Genomic DNA, 24,948 nt, shown 5'->3' with positions numbered 1-24,948 from the left:
ATTTGATATTTAAGTAAATTAACGTGGTAGTTGATTTCATATTTACCCAATACGTTGGCGTATAAGCATACGCCAACGTAAGCAGCTGATTTAATGCTATTTACTCAAATAGTCTATCTCGAATGTAAGCAATAAACAGTTCTTAGTTATTCGTTTGAATATGCCTATTGCAGACAGGCGTTGATGTAAGTGGTTATCGAAACTCGTTAAATCGACTTCAATTGAGAGTTTAGTTTTAAGAGTGGTTTTTGATAACCTGAAACCTACAAAATGTGGTGATTTTTTAGACTTTATTTAAATTCTCACAAACGCTCGTTTGTGAGAACGGTTTACATGATTTCTAGGGCAATAGAAAATATGAATTTGCAGGAACTAAATATTTGTTGTTAATTCAGTTGGTTAGCTATTTTAATGTAGGCGTTTTTAAAATCGATTTTTTGGCTACAGCCTAATGGTAGCAAGGGTTACAGGGGAACGTAGTGACAAACCGTTCTTTTAGTCAGAGAACCCTTATAGAATGGTTACACCATTTTATAGCTAACTTTCTTGATTGAAACTTATTCCTAGCTAAACATAGATAGAGCAAAGGATAAATAGTTATTTTAAATTACTATGTTCTATTTTTTGCATCTATTCTCACTTCCAGCGCTTAGTTTTTAAAATTCTGTATGTTTTTCTGAACACGCTTTAAGGCTTCGATTTGGCTTTTTTCTCCTGCTAGACATTCGCGTAAGCGAAAAACCCCGTAGGGAGATGGACCTGCAAGTTGATTAGTAGTTTGAAGGCCGTAGGCAAAACGAACCCTCCCGGTTGTGCTCTTAATCATGTCCCCTGGCGCGTAAGCGTTTGCCAGGCATTGGACATTGCATTCTTATCCCCTGATTTTTCTCCTTCTAATAATATTCTTTTTTAATACTTATTCTCTTATAGCTCGAAGAGCTTAAAAGAAGGACTCCAAGTTTTAACTCCGTTTCTTTACTCCCACTTGATATAGGTAATACATGGCTTATCCACAAGCACTGAGATATTGAGTAAAAAACGGTGATATCGGACATCAAACACATGGCCATGCAGCAAAAAAGAAGCTGATTAGATCTGAACCATCTAAAAAACGACATATTATGTCTTCAATTTCCACACAGACACAATCGAGTCCCGCTAATCAAAGCGGTCAGTCTAAACCAAGGTTATTGTGGTGGTGCTGTAGAAGGGTTGTAAGCGGTGAACAGGTCTTGAGAAGGGCAATATCCCACAGGGGCATTATGTTGGCGCCAGACAAAGCTACGGCCCTTATCGAGCGCCTTTTGATAGGCTAGCTTAATGCTCGCCATAATAGCATCTTTGTAGACACCTATATTACGTAAGAAACCTTTAGACAACCACTTATAGGATGCCTCTGAGCGTACTGTCACGCCATCATCACCATGCAGCTTAATCTCACGGCCACTGAAAATATTCATCGACTTGAGCATATCAATATATCGATACCAGGTACTGCTCGACATCGAATACCCAAAACGCCTGGCATGTTCCAACATGAATGCATCATGCTTAGTCGTATCCATATGCCCTTTCATCGGCTTACCAAGCTGACCAGACATAAAGTCACATGAAGTAATCAATACAATCAACACTTCAAACAGCTTACGCTTACCTCGCGCCGACAGTGAACGCACCACGCCCTTTTTATCGATATATTGAAATTGAGTATATACCCACTGACGAAGACCATTTATCAGCGGTTTAAAGTGAGCTGGTAGCTTATGCTGTTTGATAAAGCCTTTATCAGTGGCCTTATAATCTGCCGTCCCTACCGCCTTCTTAATTTGAGTCACCCAGTCCGCAGCCTCACGGCGTTTTTCACGCAGATGACGCCGCTTCTCACGTGATTTCTCACGCAATAGCTTAATCGCCAGCTCTGCCGGTGAATATTGTTTAGGTTGATCGGGAGAAGAACTAGAGGCGTGCATCAGACACTATCTCGACAAGCACATGTGATCGAATTAAGATCGCAATGTCATGTTGAAAGTGTCTAAATTGGAATTTGTGCTGCCTGACGCAGCCATAGCGCTGTAATGTTTTCATTATTAGATTCTCAAGGTTTTTAGGTATGCTCAAGTGACTAATTCGAACATTGATGTCTAATGTAATTGATCCGATCGCAAAGATCAAACAATACTTACTTATTGAATTTCAAGCACAAAAAAGCCGACCCCTTGAGAGTAGTCGGCTTGTTTGTCGAATGCTTTAACGTCGAAAGGTCAGTTTCAACACACTCTTATTTGAAAAATACACTACATAAAAAACTATGTAGTAGCGTGCTATGTAATGCACTTTTACTTCAAACTGGTTTCATTATAGAAAAAATATTTTGTGAATTCAAGCTCCCCTCCAAAGAAAACATAAAAAACTAGAGACCAGCAATGCAAGGTCCGTAGTAGAACGAAGGTGTCAAGATCCTTCAACGTAGCGAGCGATGAGAAATTACCCGCACAGATATAATAAATAGTAGCAAAAATCCTGAAAGATGAGTAAGTTAATAGTAATAAATTGCTATTGAAAAGATAAATTATTTGGGTTTATTTACAATCAAGACTGAATTAAGTGACATTTATTTCATAAGCCCAGTATATCCTAATTTTTATCGAACTTTTCGATATGATCATTACTTATTTTGAAGGACATTTAAATTTTGAAAGACTATGAAAAAGATTATTACATTAATGGAATTGTTCAGTTTGATGCAGCAAAAGAATTGATTGATTTGTTGCCGAACAAATCAATTGACATTCTTGATATTGGATGTGGTTCGGGACGAGTGTCTGATATTATTTATCAGAATACCACCCCAAAAAGAATGATAGCAATTGATAAATCAAAAGATATGATATCCGAGGCCTTAAAGAACTACCCGTTAAAAAACATTGAATTCAAATGCTCAGATGTTGTTGATATAAATTTCTTTGAAGAGTTTGATGTCATAGTGTCAAACTCTTCATTTCAATGGTTTAGTGATCATGAAAAATCTTTAGGTGCTATAAGGGAAGCGTTAAGATATGATGGTAGGCTATACATTCAGACACCATACAAAATTAGATGGTGTCCAGAAATAAATAACATGATGGATTTATTTTTTGAAGAGGCCTTCCCAAAACTGAGAAAAGAGTTTAAATTCCCATGTATGCACTTAGAAACAATTAAAGAATATATTTATTTATTTGAGACAAATGATTTCAATGTTGAGGAAATATATTCTAAGACATTTACTTATGAGTTAAACAGAAATCAGTTTGTCAGTGTTTTTAAATCAGGTGCATTAAAGGCATATGGTAACCAGGAGTGCTTCTCTACTCATCTACCAAATGATTTTAATGAAAAAATGATTGAATTTGTTAATAATTACAAAAGTGAAGAAAAGACAATAACAATATCAATGCCAAGAGTATTTACTATTCTATCAAAAAACAATTTAATACTTTAACCTTTTAGATAGATACCTAGTAATAACATAGAGGGCTGGTAACATTATGATAGCAAATATTATCTTTATTTTGAAATTTGACAAAATAAAGATATATGTTTTAAAGTCAAGTAGGCTGCTATACTTAAAGAATGAGATCCATAGTATGGTGAAGAAAAACTGGCTAACAGTGGTTGATAATATTGATCTGAACCACAAACCTTTGTTTTTTGTTATAAATTTTACTCTTCTAAAAACAATCGCATTTATTTGATCGGCAACTAATGAAGCAAAACCATTTATAAAACATAGCGTCACCATACCAGAGAACACAACATCTTGATAGGAAACATCGTCAGATAAAGCAGGGAGCAGTGATGAAATGTAAATCATGAAACCGGAGAAAAACATTAAAAAAGCATTTATAACGAGTGTCTTTCTTGCTGATTCATATCCATAAGATTGACATATTGTATCTATAAATAAAAAAGATAAACAAAATAATAAGATACCTCCTGGTTGCTTTAGATTTAGCAAATCCACTTCTCTTGGAGCAAGCAACACTGATAGTATCATACACATAAAAAACATACATCGAAGTAAACTCAAGTAAGATGTATTTGATAATTTATATACAGATACCGATCCCCACAGCCCAGTTTCAATAACAAGTTCCGATCTATATACCTCTCTGTACTTCTCACATATTTTTATCTTATCCTCATTTCCAAAGTACTCTATCATCTGCGTTTCAACTAAACTAGATAGTATAGAAGTAAATTCATTACCTTTGCAATCAGTGTATTCTACAGTCTCTTTATTTATCTTGTATAGATTGAACATCATATAGACACTTCCAGTAAGTTTATTCTATCGCTAAATATATAAGATATAACTTCACCTATAATGACATACTTTTCAATATCTCCAATCTCCGTAACATTTTCTTTTAAAAACCATTTAGATTTGTATTCCTCATTAACCCTTATCACTATTGATATTGTACAATCTTGTGAACTTCTTATTAAATAATCACCATTTGAGTTTGTAAGTGTCGATGTGGTTATTACAATAGAATCTTTATTAAATGGTTGATAATCAAATCCTTTCCATGACTTAATTTCCCCATTAAACCCAGACATATTATTTATATACATATAACCTTCATACTCTGTTTTATCCACATCAAAAATTGGTATTTGGCTATTAGAATCTATATCAATATTACCCGTACCATTTTCAATCCACTCTTCTGATATTTGTAAATGGTTAGATATTGTTTTAATAAGTTTTTTTGGGCTTGTTATTTTATTGTTTATTACTCTAGAGATGTAACTTTTAGATATCCCTGTCTCTCTTTCAATGTCAGATGGTGTTTTACCACGGCTATGAATAGCCATTTTTATTCTCTCACCAACTGAATTTAACCTCTCTTTTTTAAATAGCACTGATGAACGGCGTTGTTGAACCGCTCAGATTTCAGCCAGATGCTGCATGGTATTTGCATCTGGCAATAAGCTGTTTATCATGAGTCTATTACTGTCAATCTTGTTGCCTCATGCCCAATAAATATAATTCATCTAAGCGTCACCACATTCCCAAGCAGTGCTATAAAGTGAGTAATTGGCACGAATATAATAACGCTTTAAGGCAGCGTGGACGTATCGATTTTTGGATAAATGATATAGAGAAGAGTTGGTATCATCCTGACAGGGTCTTCGATGGAACAGGCTCCAGTCAAATGTATACTGATGATGCTATTCTTATTTGTCATGAGATAAGAGTGACTTTTAGACTCCCTCTTAGGCAGACAGAAGGGTTTATCAACTCTCTGTTCGAAATGGCCGAGCTTCCACTGATATGTCCTCATTATAGCTTACTCTCTAAACGCCTAGCCCAACTCGATATTAAGTCGCCATGTTACCTGAAGCGTTCTAATTCTGAAGATGACACCGTGGCTATTGCTATTGATTCTACTGGCCTCAAGCGCTATGGGCGAGATGAGTGGCATCAGGAAAAACACCAAGTTGCCAGCAAGACAAGTTGGCGAAAGCTGCATTTGGGAGTGGGTGATGACCACTATATTTACGCCTCTTTATTAACAGATAAAAACACCATGGACGACAGGGTAGTCAAGCCTCTATGTGAACAGATACAGGTAGACGTTAACCACGTCAGTGCAGACAAAATGTACGACGATAATCTGGTCTACGAGACGCTGGAAAACCACTTTCCGGAGGCTGATGTCGTCATCCCGATACGAGAAGGGTTGTACTATGATGAATCTCATCACCCCATCCGTTGCCGTAATCAGATAGAGATAGCTGCTAAAGGACAGATAGCCTGGCAACGGTCGCATCAATACGGAAAACGTAATGTATCGGAGATGGCTATGCAACGTTATAAACGCACATTTGGTAACCGACTCCACGCTCGAGAGTTGGCTAACCAGAAAATGGAAACAATGATCGCTTGCGGTGTATTAAATCGTTTCACCGGGCTAGGTATGCCTAAAAGTTACAGAGTCGCCTAATAATCATCAAAAGACCTGATGCTTTAGCGTTGCAACAAAGCCTCGCTAAGCCATACAGCTCCTGGGAGCGAGGGCTAAACGAGCATACCAATGGGTTGATTAGGCGATTTTTACCGAAAGGAACGGATTTTAATTTGGTAACAGAAGAAGAAATAGCGAAAATAGAGCATATATTAAACACGAGAGGGAGGGCTTCCCTCGGGTATTATTCACCTTACGACATATTTATGCAGCATTTGAATGCGGCGTTGGGTATAAAGTGTTGCGTCTCATGTGGCGGAGGGGCATTTGATCATGTGACGAGATCAATCAAGTTAATCTTTATCTCTTTGTTTATAAAGGAGACACATAAGAAAAGATCGAGTATGAACAGCCCCTGATTTATTCTGCGCTTTATGAAAACAAAAGCAGACATTTAATTAATGTGTTAGTTTTAACTCAATTGTAAATTAAAGGCTGGTAAGGTCTCGAATGAATTTTAGTTACTGAAATAAGGGAGGGGCTTTAAATTAATGATGTTGTGATCTTATACTATCTTCTGTTGAGAATATATAATAAGCCTTCTTCTCCTGGATACAACCCCCCGTATTCATATATGTTAGAGTAAGGAGGGTTAAATCCAGAAACAGATCAATTACTTTTATCATTTGTTTTTTTGTATTTCTAAAAAAACAGCCATGTCAATCATATTGGCAGCATAACTACAGTTTGCATTTGCTCTGACTTCAAGGTCTGAATTTTTTATAGCTAGTTTCAAAATATCGAAAAAATCTTTTTTTTGAGGGTGATCTCCTGGTATTTTAAGTAGCGTATTAGATTGACACCCACTTAATCCCCATCCTGAATACGACAGTACAAAGATACTTCCATCTTTTCCCACTGTGAATGAATCTACTTTATTGTAATCTGTTACTGAAATAGCTGAATAACTAGGGATGCTAACCAGAGTAAGTATTAAAACATAAAGAAATCGAGTCATTTAGTAATTGTTTCCTAATCTGATGATTACCTTGGCTCTTCAAATGTAAAATAAAGAGTCTACTGAGATGTATCAACTTTAATCTATCGAAATACTTGCTAAATTAACGTGAGCGTCATGATGGCAAGATCTTAAAATAAAAGTGGCGCTCACTTTACTCACCTAAGGATGAGTAGGAAAGCTGATCACTCGGACAGCTATAAGAAAAACGGGCTCTACGCGTCTTTGCGTGGAATCACTAATTTCTGTAAACTTCAGTGGCTTTCAACAATGACTTAAAAAAGGGATTTTCATGTTCGGTTCTCGCTCAGATTCACTTAATATTACAGCAGAGTTATTAGGTTTATCAGATGTAAAAGTGAACGATATTCGTACCAATTTATCTGCGCGTGAAATCACGATATCAGTTGAAAGTACAAGAAAAAATAGGCTCTACGCGTCTTTGCGTGGAATGCTTAAAAAGTAGCCACTCCAGGAGCGAATCTAGTAATACCAGTGGTATCCACGAGCAATCGTTGAAATAGCTTAGTGGGCTCTGATAAACCATAGCATCGTCGCTTCAACACTTTCACTCGATTATTGAATCCTTCAACAAATCCGCTGCTATGACGCGCGATGAAATAGTTAGTAATTTGCTCCTGATAATTCACCAAGGTTTGAATAAATCGATTAAAACAAGTGAGCTCTGAAGTGGTCACGCTATTCACCCATTCGGTCATCTTTTCCTTGGCGACCTCAGGGGAAATATGACTGTCGAATATCCCACTGAGTTGACGACTAAACTGATAGCCTTGTTTCAATTTTGGTGAGACTGAAAACAACGACTCAATCACAATCTTCTCTTCATCAGTGAAATGATCTTTTTGTTTCCTCAGCAGGGATATGGCTGATTTGAGCTCTGCATATTCTTCCGCCGTGAGTTCTTTTCTTAATCGTTTCAGCTCGGACTTTCGTAAACTAATGAGACTGTTTCGATACAATTTACGGACATGAAAACGATCAGCGACAATGGGAATAGTCTTTTTGAAGACAGCTTTACAAGCATTCATATAACCATCGTATAAATCACAACATACAGCTCTGATACTGTTTCGTAATGAAATCGGGATTGTACGCAAGAACAGGATAACGTTGGACATTTCACGCCCATTGACGACACCTAGTATGTTAACCTTATCAGGAAGTGTAATTGATTTGTATGCTAAATAGGCTATGCTTTGATTAAGGGAACTGGATAAGCGAGCCTAATATGAATCTTAGCGTACGTGTCATTGTTGAAACCGTAAATGAAGCTGGTGAAGTAAAATCTCACTCGGTCATTAGTATCAAGTCGGTGACTTCGCCTTGCTCTTTAGCAGATCTAGGATACCGACAAACTGAGCAGGTCGAGATGCTTCAACATATTCAACAAGCACTCCTTGATGAACAATCTTGTTTTCTGCAAGAGGATACCCCAAGGTGCCCTCGATGTAATAACAAAATCACCCGTAATGGTTACGTGAAATCCAATTTTCATGGCGTCTACACTGACCACAAAGTTTCCACCAGAAAGCAAATCTGCCTCAAATGTAAATGGAAAAGTATACCCAGTATCAATTCACTTTTTGGTAGCGCTATTCACCCTGATCTTGCAAGGATTCAAACTGAAATGGGCGCTAAACACAGTTACCGGGATGCGGAGAATATACTGACTTTACTCTCGTCAAAGAAGCGGAGTATTAATAACCATGAGCGGGTAAAGAAAACCACAGAATGCGTCGGTGAATATCTTAGTCTATCGCCAGGCAATGATAGCTCCATCGAGACCCAAGCCGCTGATAGGCTATGTATTCAGGTCGATGGAGGTTACGTCAATACTGTTGAAGCTGATAAAAGCGCTTTGAAGTCATGACGGCTGTCATCTTTGACCCTGAACAGATTGATTACCACGGGGGACAGTTAAAACAGGATGGTGCGGTTTCGACCTTAAGGGGAAAATTAACCAGCAAACACTGCGCCGCTTCGGCATTGGTCGACGAACAATCATACCTTAAACAGGCAGCTCTTGAATCTGCCATCAAGCAAGACATGACCAAAGATACCTCAATGACAGCGATATGTGACGGCGCTGATAATTGCTGGAATGTGATAAATGCGATAGCGCCCCATTGCCATGATATAACACGAATACTGGACTGGTTTCATATTGCCATGAAATTTGAGAATCTTTCACTAAAAAATCAAACACTACGAGAAAAAGCAAAACGTGCTAAATGGCATTTGTGGCGGGGATATCCAGACAGGGCAATAATCCGGCTTGAGGAGATAAAAAATAACCTCCAAGAAAAAAAGGAACAGCGCAAACTCACTAAGCTGATGAACTACATAGCTAATAACATCGAGTGTATTATTGATTACCGACAGCGCCAAAAGAATGGGTTGATTTTCACTAGCCAGTTAGCAGAATCGACCGTAGAAAGTTTGATCAACCAGCGCTGTAAACGGCAGCAACATATGAGGTGGTCACGTAAAGGTCTACACTCTCTGCTTCAGGTAAGAGCTTCAATATCCAGTAATAGCTGGCAAGAACATTGGGAACGCTATGTCGGTGAAGCAATGTTGAAAACAGCAGCATAAGCATACAAATCAATTACACTTCCCTCACTGAATATGGCCCCTACATTATTGGGCCATATCTTTACAAAGGTTGGCTTAATTACCTTTTGCTAAAATTTCCAGTTTGCATTCACCCAAAATTCTCGTCCGGGTTCATTCACTTGCTCTGCTTCGGTAAGATAGCTATCTGATGCTTTATTTAGGTGCAGGGCATAGGTTTTATCAAGCAAGTTATTTATGCCACCACCAAAGGCAAGAGCTTTACTGGCATTATAACTACCGAATAGGTTAATGAGACCATAACCCGCCGTTTTGCCAGCATCTAGCCCACTATCCGTATTTGCCCTGCTTTGCTTTGCTGCTAGCTCCCAGCTCATACCGGCCGACCAGTTATCAGTATGCCAATCCAGTGTGTTAACGCTACTTATTGGGGCGATCTGGGGCAGATAATCATCGCCTTTGCTGTTATAACGTCCTATGGTCAGTGATAGCGAGCTGCGAAAACGCCAATTTTCAAAGAGCGGTTGAGTCAATTCTGCCTCCATACCATACAGGGTTGCGTCGACATTTTTTTGCAACACCGCGTGGCGAATAGAATGAGGCTGTGAGCTTTCCAGTCTATATTGTAAAATATAATCAGCGACCTTATCATAGAACACGCTAACTGCCATATTTTGCTCTGCATTACCTTGTTGCCAGCCCAGCTCTAGTTGATTATGAGTTTCAGCTTTAAGATCTGGGTTACCAATCCAATTACTTCCATGCATACTAATGGCTCGAAAACGTTGACCCGCGTCAGCTGAAACCACTGAGCGAGTGATATACATATTCAAGGCTTGATCTGCATCCAGTTGATGATTAAAGCCTAAAACAGCGCCTATATTGGTTTCGTCAACTTTTGTAGTATCAGAGTTATAATACTTGTTATAAAGATAAATAGGCTTCTTGTACGCGATAATTTCACCATCGGCTTTAGTTGCCTCTACAAAGTTACGATCAATCCTTAAACCTAACCTCATGCTATTCTTATTATCTAAGGTTATATCCGCTTCACCGAAGGTGCCATATTCTTCTTGCCGAACTCCAGGCCACTCCAAGGCATAAAGACGAAAATTACTCTCATCCAGCTCTTCTGAGCCGTTATCCATAAGATGAGTACCATCACTGTAGTTATTCAGGTATTCCATCCCAAGTGTAACTTCTGCATTGCCAAGGGTCGCGATCCCCTGAATTTTTCCTCCAGAGGTGTTCGACATAGAGAGCCCTTTCATCCTCATGTACTTCCACCTGTCACGCACTGAATAATCGTCCATGAGATGCTCGACATCACTGCTATAAGCATTAAGTTCAAGGGTATGAAAAGGCCCGGAATTGATAGACTGTGTCAGTTTAAAACGCCAGCTGTCACTGTCAGCCCTAGGGGTGTCCATAGCATGCTTTATAGTATAGAAAATATCTCTATCCCTGACTCCCTCGTAACTCAGCTCTACGTTGGTGTCAGGGGTTAAATCAAATCCCATTACAATTCCGCCGTTCTTACCGTTATATCCGGAGCTGAAGTCATTACCATCGCCATCTTGATAATAATCATTCTGTTGTTCAGTACTACCAAAGATCCTTATATAACCGCTATCGTTACCAGTAGCAACATCAGCAGAGAGCTTTCTACGACCACTGTTACTGGTCGCAGTCATATCAATTTTTCCCGTTAATCCTGACTCCATCAATTCAGGTCTTTCTCGTTCAATAAATATGCTGCCTCCGCTGCCTCCTGCACCGTATAACACTGACTGGTTGCCTTTTATTACCGTTATTTTGTCGTAGCCTACGGTGGCATAACTGGTTGAATGGTCCATGCCTGAGGGACAAGCTCCACTGATTATTCCACCGTCTAACAACACATTCAACTGTGAATTTTGCTGACCTCGGATCACAGGAGAAAAACCTCTTCCCCCTTGTCGTCCTGAAGACACTCCGTTGAATTCTCTGAGCTGTTCACCAAGATCGCCTGCAGCCTTATTTGTCACGTCATCGAGTTGTATGCTATCCAACATTGGCTCTTTAACACCCAAGACTGTAATCCTTTCGATTTCTTCAGTATAATTTGTGGCCAGCGCATTACTCGCGAACACTAAGGGGATCAAGACTAATAGACTGTGTTTCATAAAATTCATATATTAACTTATTGGGTTAAGGGCTAATAAGATACGAAAAAATACAGATACCTTATTTATCATGGTTCAAATCAAGTGAGCACTTTTAAATTCGAGAAAGACTTCTAAACCTATGTGATGCAACCGTCACAGCAGTTTTCTAGGTTTGGAAAGTGTTCACTAAAGATCAGTTTTTTTTGAAATAAATGCCATACATCTTACTGTATATATAATGTTTTATTGTGAATATTTCGGCTCTACGCGTCTTTGCGTGGAATGCTTAAAAAGCCGTCACCCCAGGAGCGAATCGAACCATGCCCATGGTATCCACGAGTAATCGTTGAAACAGCTTGGTCGTATTCGATAATCCATAGCATCGGCGCTTCAATACTTTGACTCTGTTATTAAAGCCTTCTACAAATCCACTGGTATTGCGAGCAATGAAATAATTGGTGATTTGCTCCTGATAACTCACTAGCGTTTTAATGAATTGGTTAAAGCAATTGAGCTCAGGTGCACTCACATTATTTATCCATTTAGTCATCTTTTCTTTGGCTACCTCAGGGGTAATATGACTGTCGAATATCCCACTTAGCTCACGACTAAATTGATAACCTTGCTTCAATTTGGGTGAGAGTGAAAACAGCGGCTCAACCACTGATTTCTCTTCATCTGTAAAGTGATCTTTTTGTTTTCTTAATAGAGCAATTGCCGGTTTTAGGTCGCTATACTCTTGTGCTGTGAGCGCTGCCTTCAGTTTCTTGAGCTCAGATTTTCGTAAATTAACGAGACTTTTTCGATATAATCGACGCACATGGAAGCGGTCAGCGATGATTGGGATAGTCTTATCGAAGACCTCTTTGCAAGCATTCATGTAACCATCATATAAATCACAACATACTGCACTGATAGTCTTTTGCAAGTGGTGAGGTATTCTACGCAAGAACTGGATAACATTGGACTTTTCACGTCCTTCTACCACACCAAGAATGCTAACCTTATCATCAATTCGATAGGTTATCAGGGTTACGAAATCTCGATAACCTTTTTTCATACTTATCTCATCGAGCCCCAAAACCCCCAATGCTTTAATCGTTGAAAAATCAATCTCTGTTTCAATATAGCGATTAATTAGCGCATCAACGGTGTGATAATCAACATCGGCTTTACGACTCACATCCGCTACAGTCGAGTTGACCAGTTCAAACAGTAAGTGATGCTCTAAGGGCTTAGTTAACTTCCTATTAGCGTCATACCAATTGAGTGTTTCAGTGGTTGTAGAGCCACCGTCACAATGCTCACATCGCCCCCTGCGAGGAATGATTTCAATGATTGTTTCTTTGCCAAACATAGGCAAATGTCGTAATCGTAATTTACGGCCCATATCATGGGGCTTGGTGGGCTCACCACATTGGCGGCAGGGGATATTTTTTCTTGTTCTTTCAACTGATATCGTGATTTCACGCGCAGATAAATTGGTACGAACATCGTTCACTTTTACATCTGATAAACCTAATAACTCTGCTGTAATATTAAGTGAATCTGAGCGAGAACCGAACATGAAAATCCCTTTTTTAAGTCATTGTTGAAAGCCACTGAAGTTTACAGAAATTAGTGATTCCACGCAAAGACGCGTAGAGCCGATTTTTGAGCATCGGTGAGATGAGGTTTAGCCATGAGCATTCTCAGTATTAGGTTTACCCTGAGATTAGCCACATCAAATGATCTTAGGAAGACGTCCTATATTGATCGGTTACTGTGTAACAGCCATGCCAGACGGCAATTTGTGGATGTGATAACCCATTTCCCTGACGAAGTTGAACATATCCTGACACGCTATGCTGAGATTTGGGTCAATGATGCACACGCCCTGGAACAGCAGATGTTACCTAACGCCAGGCAGGCTTACCATCAGCAGCACTCCTTGCCCATCATGGAAGAAATCAAGCTGTGGGGGGAGGAGCACTTAAGCTCTGGTAAGGTAGAATCGAATAGCAGCTTGGGCTGTGCCCTGCGCTATTTTATCAAGCACTATGAGGGCTTGAGCTGTTTTTGTACCGTTGATGGGGTCAAGCTGGACAATAACCTTATCGAAGCGATGCTAAAAATCATTGTGTGGGACAGGAAGAATGCGATGTTCCATAAAACCTTACACGGGGCGACCATCGGAGACATCATTACGTCAATGATAGCCAGCGCCAGTGAGGCGGGCATCAATGTATTTGAATATTTCACGACCTTGCAGCGAGAAAAGGTGCAGGTTAGAGCCAACCCAGAACATTACCTCCCCTGGAACTATCTGGACCAGCCGGGCTCACTCGTAAACTAACTTAATCTAAAATCATCAGTCAGGGCTCATCGCCCTGGCGAGTCATGCCTGAAGAAAAGTGCAATGTCACGCTATGCTCTCGTAAGCTCACTGTATTGTTAAAAGGTGGGCCGCGGCTTGTAATTATTAATGTCGATTTGTTCTATTGAATTGTGGAGCATTAGAGTCAAGTGATAAGGTTGAATTGGAAAAAAAACGCTCATCCCAATCATCCTTAGGTTCATATAGCCACTTTCCATGGTTGTAAATGAATGACCAACCAGAACCTACAGCCCCCGTTATCATATCAGTCATTACGAGTGCAATGGGTCTACCGTTTTTGTCAAAAAACATCTGACCTGCATACTGTATGGTATGCCAATTTGTGCCGGCTAATGTCGTAAAGTTATCATTTTTAGTGCTTTTCTTAACATCTGTACCTATTACACCAACAGAAAATGAACCATCGTTAAAAAATAAACCATATGGATTATAAAAGTCATTTCCCTTAGCCTGCTCTAAGCCATATCCATACAAACCATAGCCCAGGAGATGTTTCCATGACGAGGCTTTATACCAAGCCTTCCAAGAGTCCCAATTTTTACTGTAAAACCCATCACCATTTTTGGCCCTCAAGAAGGCCGATTTTGCAACTAATAAATTTAGGTTTTTAAAGTCTCTCTGAATAAGCAATTGCCCTCCTTCGAATTCGATTGCCTCACTCACTGTATCGACTCGCTTGGTTACATCAATACTGCATTGATCAACCAAATTACTAGCGCTAGCACCAGTGAAAAAGGCAGATCCCATACTGAAATCGTCGTCATCAAAATCTGGTAATGGAGGCCAATCGATTTTGTTAGACGAACAGAAAGATGTAAGCAAATCAAATCTAGTCGATGCCTGCAAACCTGCTGAAATAGTCGACATTCTACCCATTAACTCGGTTGCTTCAAAAGGATGCCTTTCAGTGGCTTGAATTAGCGAATTAAAATTACGCTGCTCTATACCTTTTACTCTTTCCGTGTCTCCATACCCTCTGAAATTTGGTATTACCCAGTTATTTTCATTTGCGATTCTTTGAGCAAGAATTTCAGTTGGGCCATGCCTCACTTCTGAGTTAGGATCAGAAGAACCTGTAATATGGTGAATCACTTCATGAATCAAGGCTTCTTGCCACCAAGGGTATTCACTTGAATGTATGCTAGGGGCTACACCAATATTTACAATTGGATTACCATTGTCATCTTCTCTTGCCTCATGACTGGCAATTACCGGGGAAGTAACTGCATTCGAATCTTCGATATCGCAGACTTCTACTTCATCTACATCTGAGAACGAATTCTGTTCTTCGTTAATTTCATACTCGTTAGAAAAGTGGATTTGACCAATATTTTCTTGACCATTATGTATTCCGAATGAAACAGAACTTTGAAATGTTGGTGAAAGAAACAATGCATCTATCAATGTGTATTCTATTGATGCAGCAGTATGGCGATCTATTATTCTTCCATAACTAGATACAACTGAGCGTGATATTGCAGAGGATAGTGCAACCATTTGTGTATGTGTCAACTTATGTTGTGCACCTTTAGATACAACGAACTCTGCATACTCATCGCTGCCGTTATCCGGTGCCCCATTGTCAGCGATCGCATACCTTAAGTTTAGGAGCAATTGAAAGAAGATTGCAACGAAGAGAAGATATTTTAACATATTAATTTTCCATTGTAGGGGGGGGGGAGTCCAATGGTCAGGTTTTGTAAGTTAAGCAATAACTATCTGATATATCACTATAATATAGACGTAAAAACATAGCACTTAAACAGTGCCATTTATATCGTTTTATGACAGTTAATAGACAAACCACTACCTTTTCATATTCTTATTCCATGACATGCCTAAAAAGTATCAAGAAAGACAACTTGCAATATATAAAAATTAGTCATAATTTTGTAATTTGTGACTTTGTTTTATCGCAGAAATGTAGACGCACTCTGTTTTACTAAAAATAGAGGCTCTACGCGTCTTTGCGTGGAATGCTTAAAAAGTAGCCACTCCAGGAGCGAATCTAGTAATACCAGTGGTATCCACGAGCAATCGTTGAAATAGCTTAGTGGGCTCTGATAAACCATAGCATCGTCGCTTCAACACTTTCACTCGATTATTGAATCCTTCAACAAATCCGCTGCTATGACGCGCGATGAAATAGTTAGTAATTTGCTCCTGATAATTCACCAAGGTTTGAATAAATCGATTAAAACAAGTGAGCTCTGAAGTGGTCACGCTATTCACCCATTCGGTCATCTTTTCCTTGGCGACCTCAGGGGAAATATGACTGTCGAATATCCCACTGAGTTGACGACTAAACTGATAGCCTTGTTTCAATTTTGGTGAGACTGAAAACAACGACTCAATCACAATCTTCTCTTCATCAGTGAAATGATCTTTTTGTTTCCTCAGCAGGGATATGGCTGATTTGAGCTCTGCATATTCTTCCGCCGTGAGTTCTTTTCTTAATCGTTTCAGCTCGGACTTTCGTAAACTAATGAGACTGTTTCGATACAATTTACGGACATGAAAACGATCAGCGACAATGGGAATAGTCTTTTTGAAGACAGCTTTACAAGCATTCATATAACCATCGTATAAATCACAACATACAGCTCTGATACTGTTTCGTAATGAAATCGGGATTGTACGCAAGAACAGGATAACGTTGGACATTTCACGCCCATTGACGACACCTAGTATGTTAACCTTATCATCCACTCGGTAGGTGATAAGTGTGACAAAATCTCGATAACCTTTCTTCATGCTGATCTCATCGAGCCCTAAAACCCCCAATGTTTTTATTGTCGAAAAATCGATGTCAGTTTCAATATAGCGATCAATTAAAGCATCAACAGTATGATAATCTATCATCTGCTTTACGACTGACATCCGCTACGGTCGAATTGACCAATTCAAACAGCAAATGATGCTCTAGTGGTTTGGTTAACTTGCCTTTAGCATCATACCAATCCAGTATTTCTGTGGTGGTAGAGCCCCCATCACAATGTTCACATCGACCTCTGCGAGGAATGATTTCAATGATCGTTTCTTTGCCAAACATAGGCAAATGTCGCAGTCGTAATTTACGACCCAAACCATGGGGTTTAGTCGGCTCACCACACTTGCGACAGAGGATGTGTTTTCGTGTACTTTCAACTGCTATGGTGATCTCACGAGCCGATAGATTAGTACGGACATCGAGCACTTTCACATCTGACAACCCTAATAATTCCGCAGTAATATTGAGTGAGCCAGAGGGAGTACCGAACATGAAAAATACCTTTTTTGAGTAATAATAGAAAGCCACTGAAGTTTACAGAAATTAATCATTCCACGCAAAGACGCGTAGAGCCATGAGATAGCGCACTTCGTCAGAAGTGCCTTATCTTGCTCCGGTCAGTTTCATTAGCAAGACAAGAGGCACCGCCTCGCGGGGGCGCGTGTGAAACCAAGGGCTGGCCAAATGGGGTTGAGAAGAGAAACAACGTAGCCTCAACCTCACTTGATATCGTTACACAATCAACATTTCCAGAGTCATTAGTTAGAGCTTAATCTGCACTTGGGACAGGCGGTAATCGCCTGTCCTGCGAAGAGGGTTAACCCCATGTATTAACGAGTCTCTGAGTGGCTGCGGTCGCATTGGCTGTTATTTTCCGAACCCACGCCATGCTATAGCGCGACCACTTAAACCCGTTTGATTTGAGAGTGTTACGTACCGCTTCGCTTGGTATCCCGTCAAACTTAAATTTAATCCGCCCTTCCTCCTCAAACAATGTCCAGCTCTGACCGTCAACACTCCCAGAGTCACTGAGCGGCGCTTGTTCGTGCAAGCGCTTAAGCTCATCGATACGCTGCTTAGTCGCTCTGATGGTCGCGCCGTTGTTAGTAAGCTGATAATGAGCAAAACCCACTCGACCAGCAAAATCTGGCGCTAATATTTCTTTGGCCTGTACCTCAGTCAATTTGTGGGTATTAGCCATGTACTCGATTTTGTCCGTATCGCTCATATGCTTAGAGCGCACCACTTTATTAATCGCTTTCATGGTCGCTTGAGACTGCTCAAGCCCTTCAAGCTTGCTGTTTAATTTTTCGATGGCATCAATATCGTCTGAGGCAATCCCAGACGTCCCGACACTCTCAGCCCTCCCTTCCAGGTACTCGGCTTTCTGTTGTGCCTGGACTGATTTGCCCATGTCATTCCAGATTCTGTCCGCGTCTCGTCTGGCTCGCCCTTCGGAATGATGCCCGACTAAAATAGGTTGCCCGAAAGGAATATGACTGGCTCTGTCTCTTGAGGCTTGATAAAACAAGTTTGATTGTTCGTTGGCCTTGCTTGCTCTGGCTTCGAACCTGTCTTTTTTAGCGTCGATACGCGCTTGATAGTCGCCCAGACTCACTACCTTTCTGGTATTGCTGGGTGGGGTAGGCTCAGGCTGCTTGCGGTCATGGTTGAGCGGTGAGAGATAACCCTGTACCAATGCGGCCTTAACTCGGTCATAAGTCACTAATTCTTTAGCCGTCACCGCTACCGCTTTAATGCCGTATTGCGCAAAAAGAATCGTTAACGTGGGATAATCTGCATCAATATCATGGCGGCGTGTTTCAACTTCGCCAGTATCAAACAGAACGTTAATTTTTGTTTTAGCGTAGCCCTCACCTCGGCCTATTTCCAGCGCCTCTGCCGTGGCTTTGTCGTTGTACTGCGACAAGGTAAGCACTTCACCATCAGTAAAAAGATTACTTTCACTCCAATCAATTTCTATTGATTGAATCACTACGGTTTCAGCATCCGTTAATTGATACTCAGCAATATCCGCCAACACCACAGGCTCAGGCACTTGAGCGGCTTCTCGCTCACTTTCAACCGCTACCGCTTCACACTCATCAAACGTTAAAATAATGTCGTCTGAGAAGTGATACATACAATCAGAGAATACCGCTTGAGTCAGCACACCATCAAGAACCGTTAAGTAAATAGTCAGTTCGCTATATTCTTTCTCGTACCACGTCCAAAAGTAATCAGCGTCAACAGTCACAGGCGCATTACTACGATAACAATCATCCATTCCCATAGATTGAGAGCAATATTTAATACCCGTCGCCACAGACAATAAAGAGGCTATTTTTTGCTTAGCATTCTTACGCAATTTACCCGATGTAAAGCTGCTTAAAATGACATTTTTCTTGGAGGAGCCTGACTCATCCAACGGGGATACGTTGGTCGCCTCGGTCTGGTTAGTAAGGCTTGGTTGACTCTGAGTGGAATGTGTCATGGCTGCTTTTCCTTTTCGTTGTTAGTTATTTTTCCCGTTCTCGCCTGACTGTCCGGCCACCTGCCATGGTTCTGATTGGCAAGGGCGCACAGCGGCGAAGCCTCCCTTGCCATTCAGGTTCTGGTAGTTGACGGTTTAAGGAAGTAAGCGAAACGAGAAAAATAACAACGACAAGGGAAGCCATGACACATGAAAGGAAAAGGCAGCCTTAGCCGCACTTAGCTGACAGAGGTGAAAGCCTGTGCCTTGTGCTTAAGTTTTAATCTTGATGCAGTGCTTGGCTGTAGATTGGTTGTTGATGTTGATGTTGATTTGCGATCGCCGCAGGGAAGGATTGGCTATCTGGAACTTAGGGCCACGGCAAGCTTGCTTGCCTAGGGTGGCGCAAGTTAGCGATAGGAGGAGCTTGCTCCGAAAAGCCCGATAATCGCCCAAGTCAGACATTGGCTATCAAGGACACGATTTAACAAAAAACAGGCAAAAACAGCCTGATTCAGTTCAGGCCATCAGCTCAGAGTGGTAAAAATCGGTTTTTTAGTGAATAACAGTAATGAGAGCTGAAACAAAAAAGGCGACAACGGCGCCGCAGGCGCTGTCCTTGCAAGCTGTTTAGGCTCGGCACTTCCTACCCAGCCCAATTAAACCTTAATATCTTGCTGCACAAATAATTACAGTGTAACTATTTGGTTATCCATTCGATGCTGTGTCTATCGTGTCTGCGTTGGGCTAAATCATGGATTTTTTTATAATTACAATGTAACTCTTATTTTAGGTTGGCTCCAAGTTATCCAAGCAAGAGATAAATAATTACAGTGTAACTACTGGTGTTCACCTCAATCAATAGTTACAGTGTAACTATTAGGTTCGAGGGCGGAATGATGAAAAAAGCAGAATTATTAAAAACTGAGCACATGGTTCAGCAAATCTGGCTTAAAAATCAGATTAGCAAAATAAACTTTAGCACTGGAAAGAACTTCCTTAACTCTGAGGTGGCTTTGCGTGCGTGGGATAAATTAGACAGCGGCTTGGTTATCCGCGAAGCAGATCTGGAACATTACATCAGTGTTCATTTATCTGAGCAGGGGATCAAGAAGTTGGTCACGACTTTACGCGTTCACAAGAAACGTAGTGGTAAAGACCTGCTGCAAGTTGAGATAACAGATGCGAGTCGACGCCGATTAAGTCAAATAGCCAAAATATCAGGCAAAACAAAAAAAGAGATCATTGATTATTTGATATTGAATGCGGATTTAAGTGAGTTTGAACCAATAGAATAATTACACTGTAACTATTCTGTTGGTGTGATTTGGATTTTCGAGCCTATACCAAAGCAAATGGTCACCATTACGATAAACGAATATCCCCAAACAAGCCGGTGCTGGTAAACATTGCCAACCGAAAACACCATTTAACCGCCAATATTGACCAGTCTCACAGCCCGCCTGCCCTGCAGAGCGTTAAAAGTGGTAAACCCAATGGCAAACCAGAGTTAACACCTCGCAATAACGCTCAATTAATCACCCCCCCTCGAATGCGCTAAACTTAATCAGTTAACCTCTTAACATCCAATCTGGCCGCTTATCGATCCCCAACTATTAAGCGGCCTTTTTTTACGCCTCTCTTAAAATCAAGTTTACAGACAAAGCAGCACGAACACCTCAACCGAACGAACGGTGTTCATTCGGTACGATTAATCCATCCAGTAAAAAGCGGGGCTTGCCCCGCTCATCGTTAGAATCCAGTCGGCATCCATGTGTTAAAGTAGTCTTGCTGTTTCTCAGTCAGTTGTTCACCCTTGCCATTAACCAGCTCATCAACTTGAATCACCACCTCTTTTTTCTTCAATGAGGTCGCTTGCTGCGCCCACAACTCAGACATCACAGGCTTAGCGATATCAATTAGTTCACCTTGGCTTATGCGCTTAAAGAAGGTTTCCTTGGTTGGACGCCAGAAATCAGAGGGTGTGATAGCCAATTTATTGATGACGCATTCCACATGCTCTCTACTCCCAAGCAATGATGGCTCAAGGCTCAGTGCGGCGGCATAAGCGACTTGCTTGTGCTTCTCTACCGTATCTAGCTGGCAAAAAGCATCAAAGCGCTCTGTGACCGTAGGGAGCGAGAACCATGCAATATCAAACTCGGCCTTGGTTTGCTCGATAAGCTCAAGCGCTTTGTTGTCAGACAATGCGCCCTTCGCGGGTATATGCTTGGTTTCACTGTGCTTGATGTATAAAGGCGTAAACTCATATTGATGATTAGCACTAAAAGCGCTCAGGCACATGGAGAAATGCAGCGCATCGATGGCCACGGTGGGGTTATTCATCAAAGCGTACTTTGAAATGATAAGACGCTGGGCGATTAAATCGTCTTTAAGGGCATTGGAGTAACCTGATTTATCCTCGGGCGCTGTGGCAGATTCTGCTTGTGCTGGTTTGCCGCTTTCTTGCACTAACGCCCAAGCTTTTTTGTCTTCCTTGGCCACCAAGCCTTTATGAATGACCACCTCACCACCATATTGACGCAGACTCACCACACAACCTGCCAGTGCCATTTCATCCGCGTTATAGGTTTCCTCGTCACCCTCTTTTACCACCTCAAGCTTGTCATAGCCTTCCGTGTCACAGTAACCCCCTTGCAGCAATACCTTTGTCCATTTCCAGCCGTCCTGTGTAAGCTGCTCGGCTTGCTTTTCAAGCTTGGCCGTTGCTAGCGTTCTGACTAACTCGCTATCATCGAAATACACGGTATCTTCAAACAAATCTGTTGTTGTCACTCCTCCCGCTTTTTTATAGGCGGCTTTGCCGACAAACTCCACCAGATAGTTATCCCCTTCAAGCGCTTGTGGCGTCAACATGTTGCGCAGTGCTGACAAATTATAAAAATCACGGTCTTTGCATTCTGCCCAGACAGAGAGTTGCTGCTCAGTATCGGCAATGCTGTAACACATCACGATATCAAGCGTGGTCTCGCCATTTCGGTAGGCATCCAAAATCACAGGCGCGACCGAACTCAATTTCATGCGCTGCTTAACAAATTTTTGCGTCACACCGAACCGCTCGGCCACTTGGGCAAAGCTCGAACCTTGATTAACCAATTCAGCAAAGGCACTGAACTCATCGGCGGGGTGCATGTTGGCGCGAACGAAATTCTCACTCAGTGACAGCTCAGACGCAAACTGCTCAGCCTCGCTGGCCGTGAGCACTTTTACTGGGACTTTATCAGCAACGGTTAACTTACCATCCTTAACTAACCGCCTAAGCTGCTTCAAGCGTCTGCCGCCACCAATCACCGCATAACCCCCTTGCTCATCGGCAGGTAACACCAACAAGTTTTGCAATAAGCCATGCGCCTTAATGGAGGCGTACAAGGCATCATCATCGGCCTTACTCACCTTGCCCTTACGCACGTTCAAGTCACAATCAACCAACTGAGTAATCGATAACTGTTGTAACCCTCCTGCGTCAAGAGAGCTTTCGCCAGTCACCAATTTCACCACCGCCTTATCTTTAGTGGCTGTTGGCTTGTTGAGGATATCGGATTTGGAGGAGCCTGCTTGTGTCTTGTGGCTGGCAATTGCGGTGAGAGCCGTAGTGGAAGTCGTGTGTGCTGCGGTTGAGTTTGTCATGGGTAAATCTCCAGTGGATTAATGTATCGTTTTTTGTGTTCGCCTGTCTTCCTGGCCTCACCCCATGTTCTGACAGGCAAGGGCGCAACGCGGCGTAGCTTCCCTTGCCTGGCGGGTTATGGGGTGAGACAGATAAGAAGTCAGAGCGAAGTCAAAAATGAGATGACTACTGGAGGTTGATGACAAGCGAAGACGCCGCACACACGTTACGGACACTTGGGCCTCACGGTGAATGACAGTGCTTGGGTCTTGATGCAGTGCTTGGTTGTTGATTGGTTTTTGATGTGGATTTGCGATAGCTGCAGGGAAGGATTGTCTATCTGGAACTTAGGGTCACGGCAAGCTTGCTTGGCTTAGTGGCGCAAGTTAGCGATAGGAGAAGCTTGCTCCGAAAAGCCCGCTAATCGCCCACCTGTCCTTTGTTAGCTTGATTTTAACGCTTATTTTTTGAATAATGCTCTCGATAAAAAGACTCAATTTAAAGGACCAGTATTAAATGTCAGAATTTTTAGCGACACTCACTCATGGCCGCAGATTTAAAGCGGCAGTAACAGACCTTCCAGTTGAAGAACTTAAATTGTTCCAGGATAAGCTCAACAAGCTTATCGATGACCGCGAAGCACAAATAGCAGCCGACTTAGAGATAAACGCTGAGCGAAACGCACAAATTGATGCTATCCGTAAACAGATGGCAGAGCTTGGATTAAGTGCAGATGATATTGAAGCGGTCAAAGCACCAAAGAAGAAACGCGACCCTCGCCCAGCGAAATACAGCATTGAAGTGAATGGCGAAACCATCACCTGGACAGGCCAAGGCCGCATGCCTACAGTGTTTAAAAAAGAACTCGATGATGGCTTCGAGATGAACGATTTCCTAATCAAGCCATAGGTAGTGATATACACCCCACTATTGGACATTATGGTGGGGCTTTACCTGCACGACTTGGTATAAATGCCAATCCCGCTAAAAGTTCTCCCCCACCCTACTGGATAGCTTCCGATGTCAACTTCATAGAGAGTGTAGCCCCGAGCTTATTATTAAGCATTTCACTACTCTTTACTGTAGTGTTTAGTTCGAAAGGTACTGATATCGGATAAAACAATTTATTATCACCTTTTGATGTCGCCTCTGTAATGAATGAACCGTTAATATAGTAACCCTCAGGCGTCTCTTTTATTTTATATTTTAAATATATATGTAAAGGTATTATTTTACATTCAAGCTGTTCGTTACACTCATTAACCCGACTGTTAGCAACAGTATTTTCCATATATGGCTGCATGTCATTAGGTTGTGAATCGTCATGTGTCACTTCAAATCTCATTTCTTGTGCCCAAGTCACGCCGTGAGCCCATGGCTCATCATATTTAACAAAGAAATGCGGCTTTTCATTTACCACCTTATCAGCACTAGCGCAGCCACTTAAGGCTATCCCCATAATAATCCCCAACATTATTTTCTTCATTGTTCCGCCCTATATTTTATACTTGCGTAGATTGATAAGCTCATCAAAACAAAATTTTAATTTTTAAAATAAATGAGAACACCTATCCAACCGTACAGTTGATATATACACACTCCAGTAAACCACAGTTCTAAGAAAGACATTCTAAACATACGTCAAACCAGAAAGGCTAACGATGTAAACAAAATTAACTTTGAGATTGATAGAACAAAACCAAAATAAACAGATGAATTCACAACATTTATTCCCAGATCCTTTATCTGCATATCGCATCAACAAAGATCGAAGCAGCCTTCACTTCGTTAAAAGCGAAATTTAAAAGACTCAGAACGAGATAAGCAAGACAGTAGGTATAACACTTAACACTTTAGTTTTAATTAAACAAACCTACTGCATAGGCAACGACTAGTTACCTATGAATATTGTCGAAACAACTTAGTAAACCACGCTTCATTCAATATCAGATCGATAAATAATATTTATTTGTTTTCATCTCCAAT

Annotated in this window: 20 protein-coding genes and 1 pseudogene; 8 read left to right on the top strand and 13 right to left on the bottom strand. The window is 41.1% G+C overall.

What is annotated here, in order from left to right; translation table 11 throughout:
- Positions 1-1,187: 1,187 nt before the first annotated feature.
- Positions 1,188-1,970 carry a hypothetical protein gene (locus sps_RS23315; protein ID WP_237157926.1) on the bottom strand — a complete coding sequence of 261 codons (783 nt, stop codon included), beginning with the start codon at positions 1,968-1,970 and terminating at the stop codon, positions 1,188-1,190.
- A gap of 722 nt (positions 1,971-2,692) precedes the next feature.
- On the opposite strand from sps_RS23315, the gene sps_RS23310 reads away from it, so the two are divergent.
- Positions 2,693-3,481: a class I SAM-dependent methyltransferase gene (locus sps_RS23310; protein ID WP_169915891.1), complete on the top strand. Its 789-nt coding sequence runs from the start codon at positions 2,693-2,695 to the stop codon at positions 3,479-3,481.
- On the opposite strand, the gene sps_RS23305 is transcribed toward sps_RS23310, so the two are convergent.
- Together sps_RS23305 and sps_RS23300 are read right to left on the bottom strand one after the other, a co-directional pair.
- Complete coding sequence (locus tag sps_RS23305; protein ID WP_077754686.1) at positions 3,470-4,306, bottom strand: VUT family protein; 837 nt, start codon at positions 4,304-4,306, stop codon at positions 3,470-3,472. The two genes, sps_RS23310 and sps_RS23305, sit on opposite strands and share 12 nt — an antisense overlap.
- Complete coding sequence (locus tag sps_RS23300) at positions 4,303-4,860, bottom strand: helix-turn-helix domain-containing protein (RefSeq protein WP_077754685.1); 558 nt, start codon at positions 4,858-4,860, stop codon at positions 4,303-4,305. Before sps_RS23300 ends, sps_RS23305 begins: the two co-directional genes overlap by 4 nt.
- Positions 4,861-5,075: 215 nt before the next feature.
- Between sps_RS23300 and sps_RS23295 the strand changes: the two genes are divergently transcribed.
- Together sps_RS23295 and sps_RS29310 are read left to right on the top strand one after the other, a co-directional pair.
- Entirely contained in the window at positions 5,076-5,993 is a 918-nt protein-coding gene (locus tag sps_RS23295) for an IS5 family transposase (protein ID WP_218919611.1), read from the top strand.
- Positions 5,994-6,037: 44 nt separating this feature from the next.
- Positions 6,038-6,241, top strand: a pseudogene (locus tag sps_RS29310) (transposase); the annotation flags it as partial.
- 395 nt (positions 6,242-6,636) lie between these two features.
- Here the strand turns inward: sps_RS29310 and sps_RS23285 are convergent.
- Together sps_RS23285 and sps_RS23280 are read right to left on the bottom strand one after the other, a co-directional pair.
- A complete protein-coding gene (locus tag sps_RS23285; RefSeq protein ID WP_077754682.1) occupies positions 6,637-6,972 on the bottom strand; it encodes a hypothetical protein in 336 nt (111 codons plus the stop codon).
- 455 nt (positions 6,973-7,427) lie between these two features.
- Positions 7,428-8,162: a transposase gene (locus tag sps_RS23280; RefSeq protein ID WP_335695452.1), complete on the bottom strand. Its 735-nt coding sequence runs from the start codon at positions 8,160-8,162 to the stop codon at positions 7,428-7,430.
- A gap of 59 nt (positions 8,163-8,221) precedes the next feature.
- Here sps_RS23280 and sps_RS23275 point away from each other — a divergent pair, with 59 nt between their 5' ends.
- Both sps_RS23275 and sps_RS23270 read left to right on the top strand, forming a co-directional pair.
- Positions 8,222-8,863: a hypothetical protein gene (locus sps_RS23275; protein WP_077754678.1), complete on the top strand. Its 642-nt coding sequence runs from the start codon at positions 8,222-8,224 to the stop codon at positions 8,861-8,863.
- A complete protein-coding gene (locus sps_RS23270; RefSeq protein WP_077754676.1) occupies positions 8,860-9,588 on the top strand; it encodes a UPF0236 family transposase-like protein in 729 nt (242 codons plus the stop codon). The genes sps_RS23275 and sps_RS23270 overlap by 4 nt, the downstream gene beginning before the upstream one ends.
- Before the next feature lie 89 nt (positions 9,589-9,677).
- Here the strand turns inward: sps_RS23270 and sps_RS23265 are convergent, their stop codons facing one another.
- Positions 9,678-11,732 carry a TonB-dependent receptor gene (locus tag sps_RS23265; protein WP_169915889.1) on the bottom strand — a complete coding sequence of 685 codons (2,055 nt, stop codon included), beginning with the start codon at positions 11,730-11,732 and terminating at the stop codon, positions 9,678-9,680.
- A 268-nt stretch (positions 11,733-12,000) separates the two neighbouring features.
- The gene (locus sps_RS23260) at positions 12,001-13,281 is read right to left on the bottom strand and encodes an ISL3 family transposase (RefSeq protein ID WP_077754672.1); all 1,281 of its coding nucleotides are present in this window, start codon (positions 13,279-13,281) and stop codon (positions 12,001-12,003) included.
- A 114-nt stretch (positions 13,282-13,395) separates the two neighbouring features.
- On the opposite strand from sps_RS23260, the gene sps_RS23255 reads away from it, so the two are divergent.
- Complete coding sequence (locus sps_RS23255) at positions 13,396-14,049, top strand: IS66 family transposase (protein WP_077754670.1); 654 nt, start codon at positions 13,396-13,398, stop codon at positions 14,047-14,049.
- A gap of 126 nt (positions 14,050-14,175) precedes the next feature.
- Here sps_RS23255 and sps_RS23250 read toward each other — a convergent pair whose 3' ends face one another.
- From sps_RS23250 to sps_RS23235, 4 genes are all read right to left on the bottom strand, one after another.
- Positions 14,176-15,744 (bottom strand): M85 family metallopeptidase, encoded by a 1,569-nt coding sequence (locus sps_RS23250; RefSeq protein ID WP_077754668.1) that lies wholly within the window; start codon positions 15,742-15,744, stop codon positions 14,176-14,178.
- A gap of 327 nt (positions 15,745-16,071) precedes the next feature.
- Positions 16,072-16,953 (bottom strand): transposase, encoded by an 882-nt coding sequence (locus tag sps_RS23245; protein ID WP_169915887.1) that lies wholly within the window; start codon positions 16,951-16,953, stop codon positions 16,072-16,074.
- Positions 16,931-17,353, bottom strand: a complete 423-nt coding sequence (locus tag sps_RS23240) for a transposase family protein (RefSeq protein WP_077754664.1) — start codon at positions 17,351-17,353, stop codon at positions 16,931-16,933. Before sps_RS23240 ends, sps_RS23245 begins: the two co-directional genes overlap by 23 nt.
- A gap of 325 nt (positions 17,354-17,678) precedes the next feature.
- Positions 17,679-19,355, bottom strand: coding sequence for a DUF3560 domain-containing protein (locus sps_RS23235; RefSeq protein ID WP_077754662.1), 1,677 nt, complete (start codon positions 19,353-19,355; stop codon positions 17,679-17,681).
- Positions 19,356-20,230: 875 nt separating this feature from the next.
- Here sps_RS23235 and sps_RS23230 point away from each other — a divergent pair.
- Positions 20,231-20,632, top strand: coding sequence for a hypothetical protein (locus sps_RS23230; protein WP_149027343.1), 402 nt, complete (start codon positions 20,231-20,233; stop codon positions 20,630-20,632).
- 454 nt (positions 20,633-21,086) lie between these two features.
- Here the strand turns inward: sps_RS23230 and sps_RS23225 are convergent, their stop codons facing one another.
- Complete coding sequence (locus tag sps_RS23225) at positions 21,087-22,982, bottom strand: ParB/RepB/Spo0J family partition protein (RefSeq protein ID WP_077754658.1); 1,896 nt, start codon at positions 22,980-22,982, stop codon at positions 21,087-21,089.
- Positions 22,983-23,478: 496 nt separating this feature from the next.
- Between sps_RS23225 and sps_RS23220 the strand changes: the two genes are divergently transcribed.
- Complete coding sequence (locus sps_RS23220) at positions 23,479-23,871, top strand: H-NS histone family protein (protein WP_077754656.1); 393 nt, start codon at positions 23,479-23,481, stop codon at positions 23,869-23,871.
- Between the two features lie 94 nt (positions 23,872-23,965).
- Here the strand turns inward: sps_RS23220 and sps_RS23215 are convergent, their stop codons facing one another.
- Positions 23,966-24,448, bottom strand: a complete 483-nt coding sequence (locus sps_RS23215) for a hypothetical protein (RefSeq protein WP_077754653.1) — start codon at positions 24,446-24,448, stop codon at positions 23,966-23,968.
- Positions 24,449-24,948 lie beyond the last annotated feature (500 nt).

The organism is Shewanella psychrophila, assembly GCF_002005305.1.
Taxonomy (GTDB): domain Bacteria; phylum Pseudomonadota; class Gammaproteobacteria; order Enterobacterales; family Shewanellaceae; genus Shewanella; species Shewanella psychrophila.
Note: the sequence above shows the minus strand (reverse complement) of the source record. Positions and strands in the feature narration are given on the sequence as shown.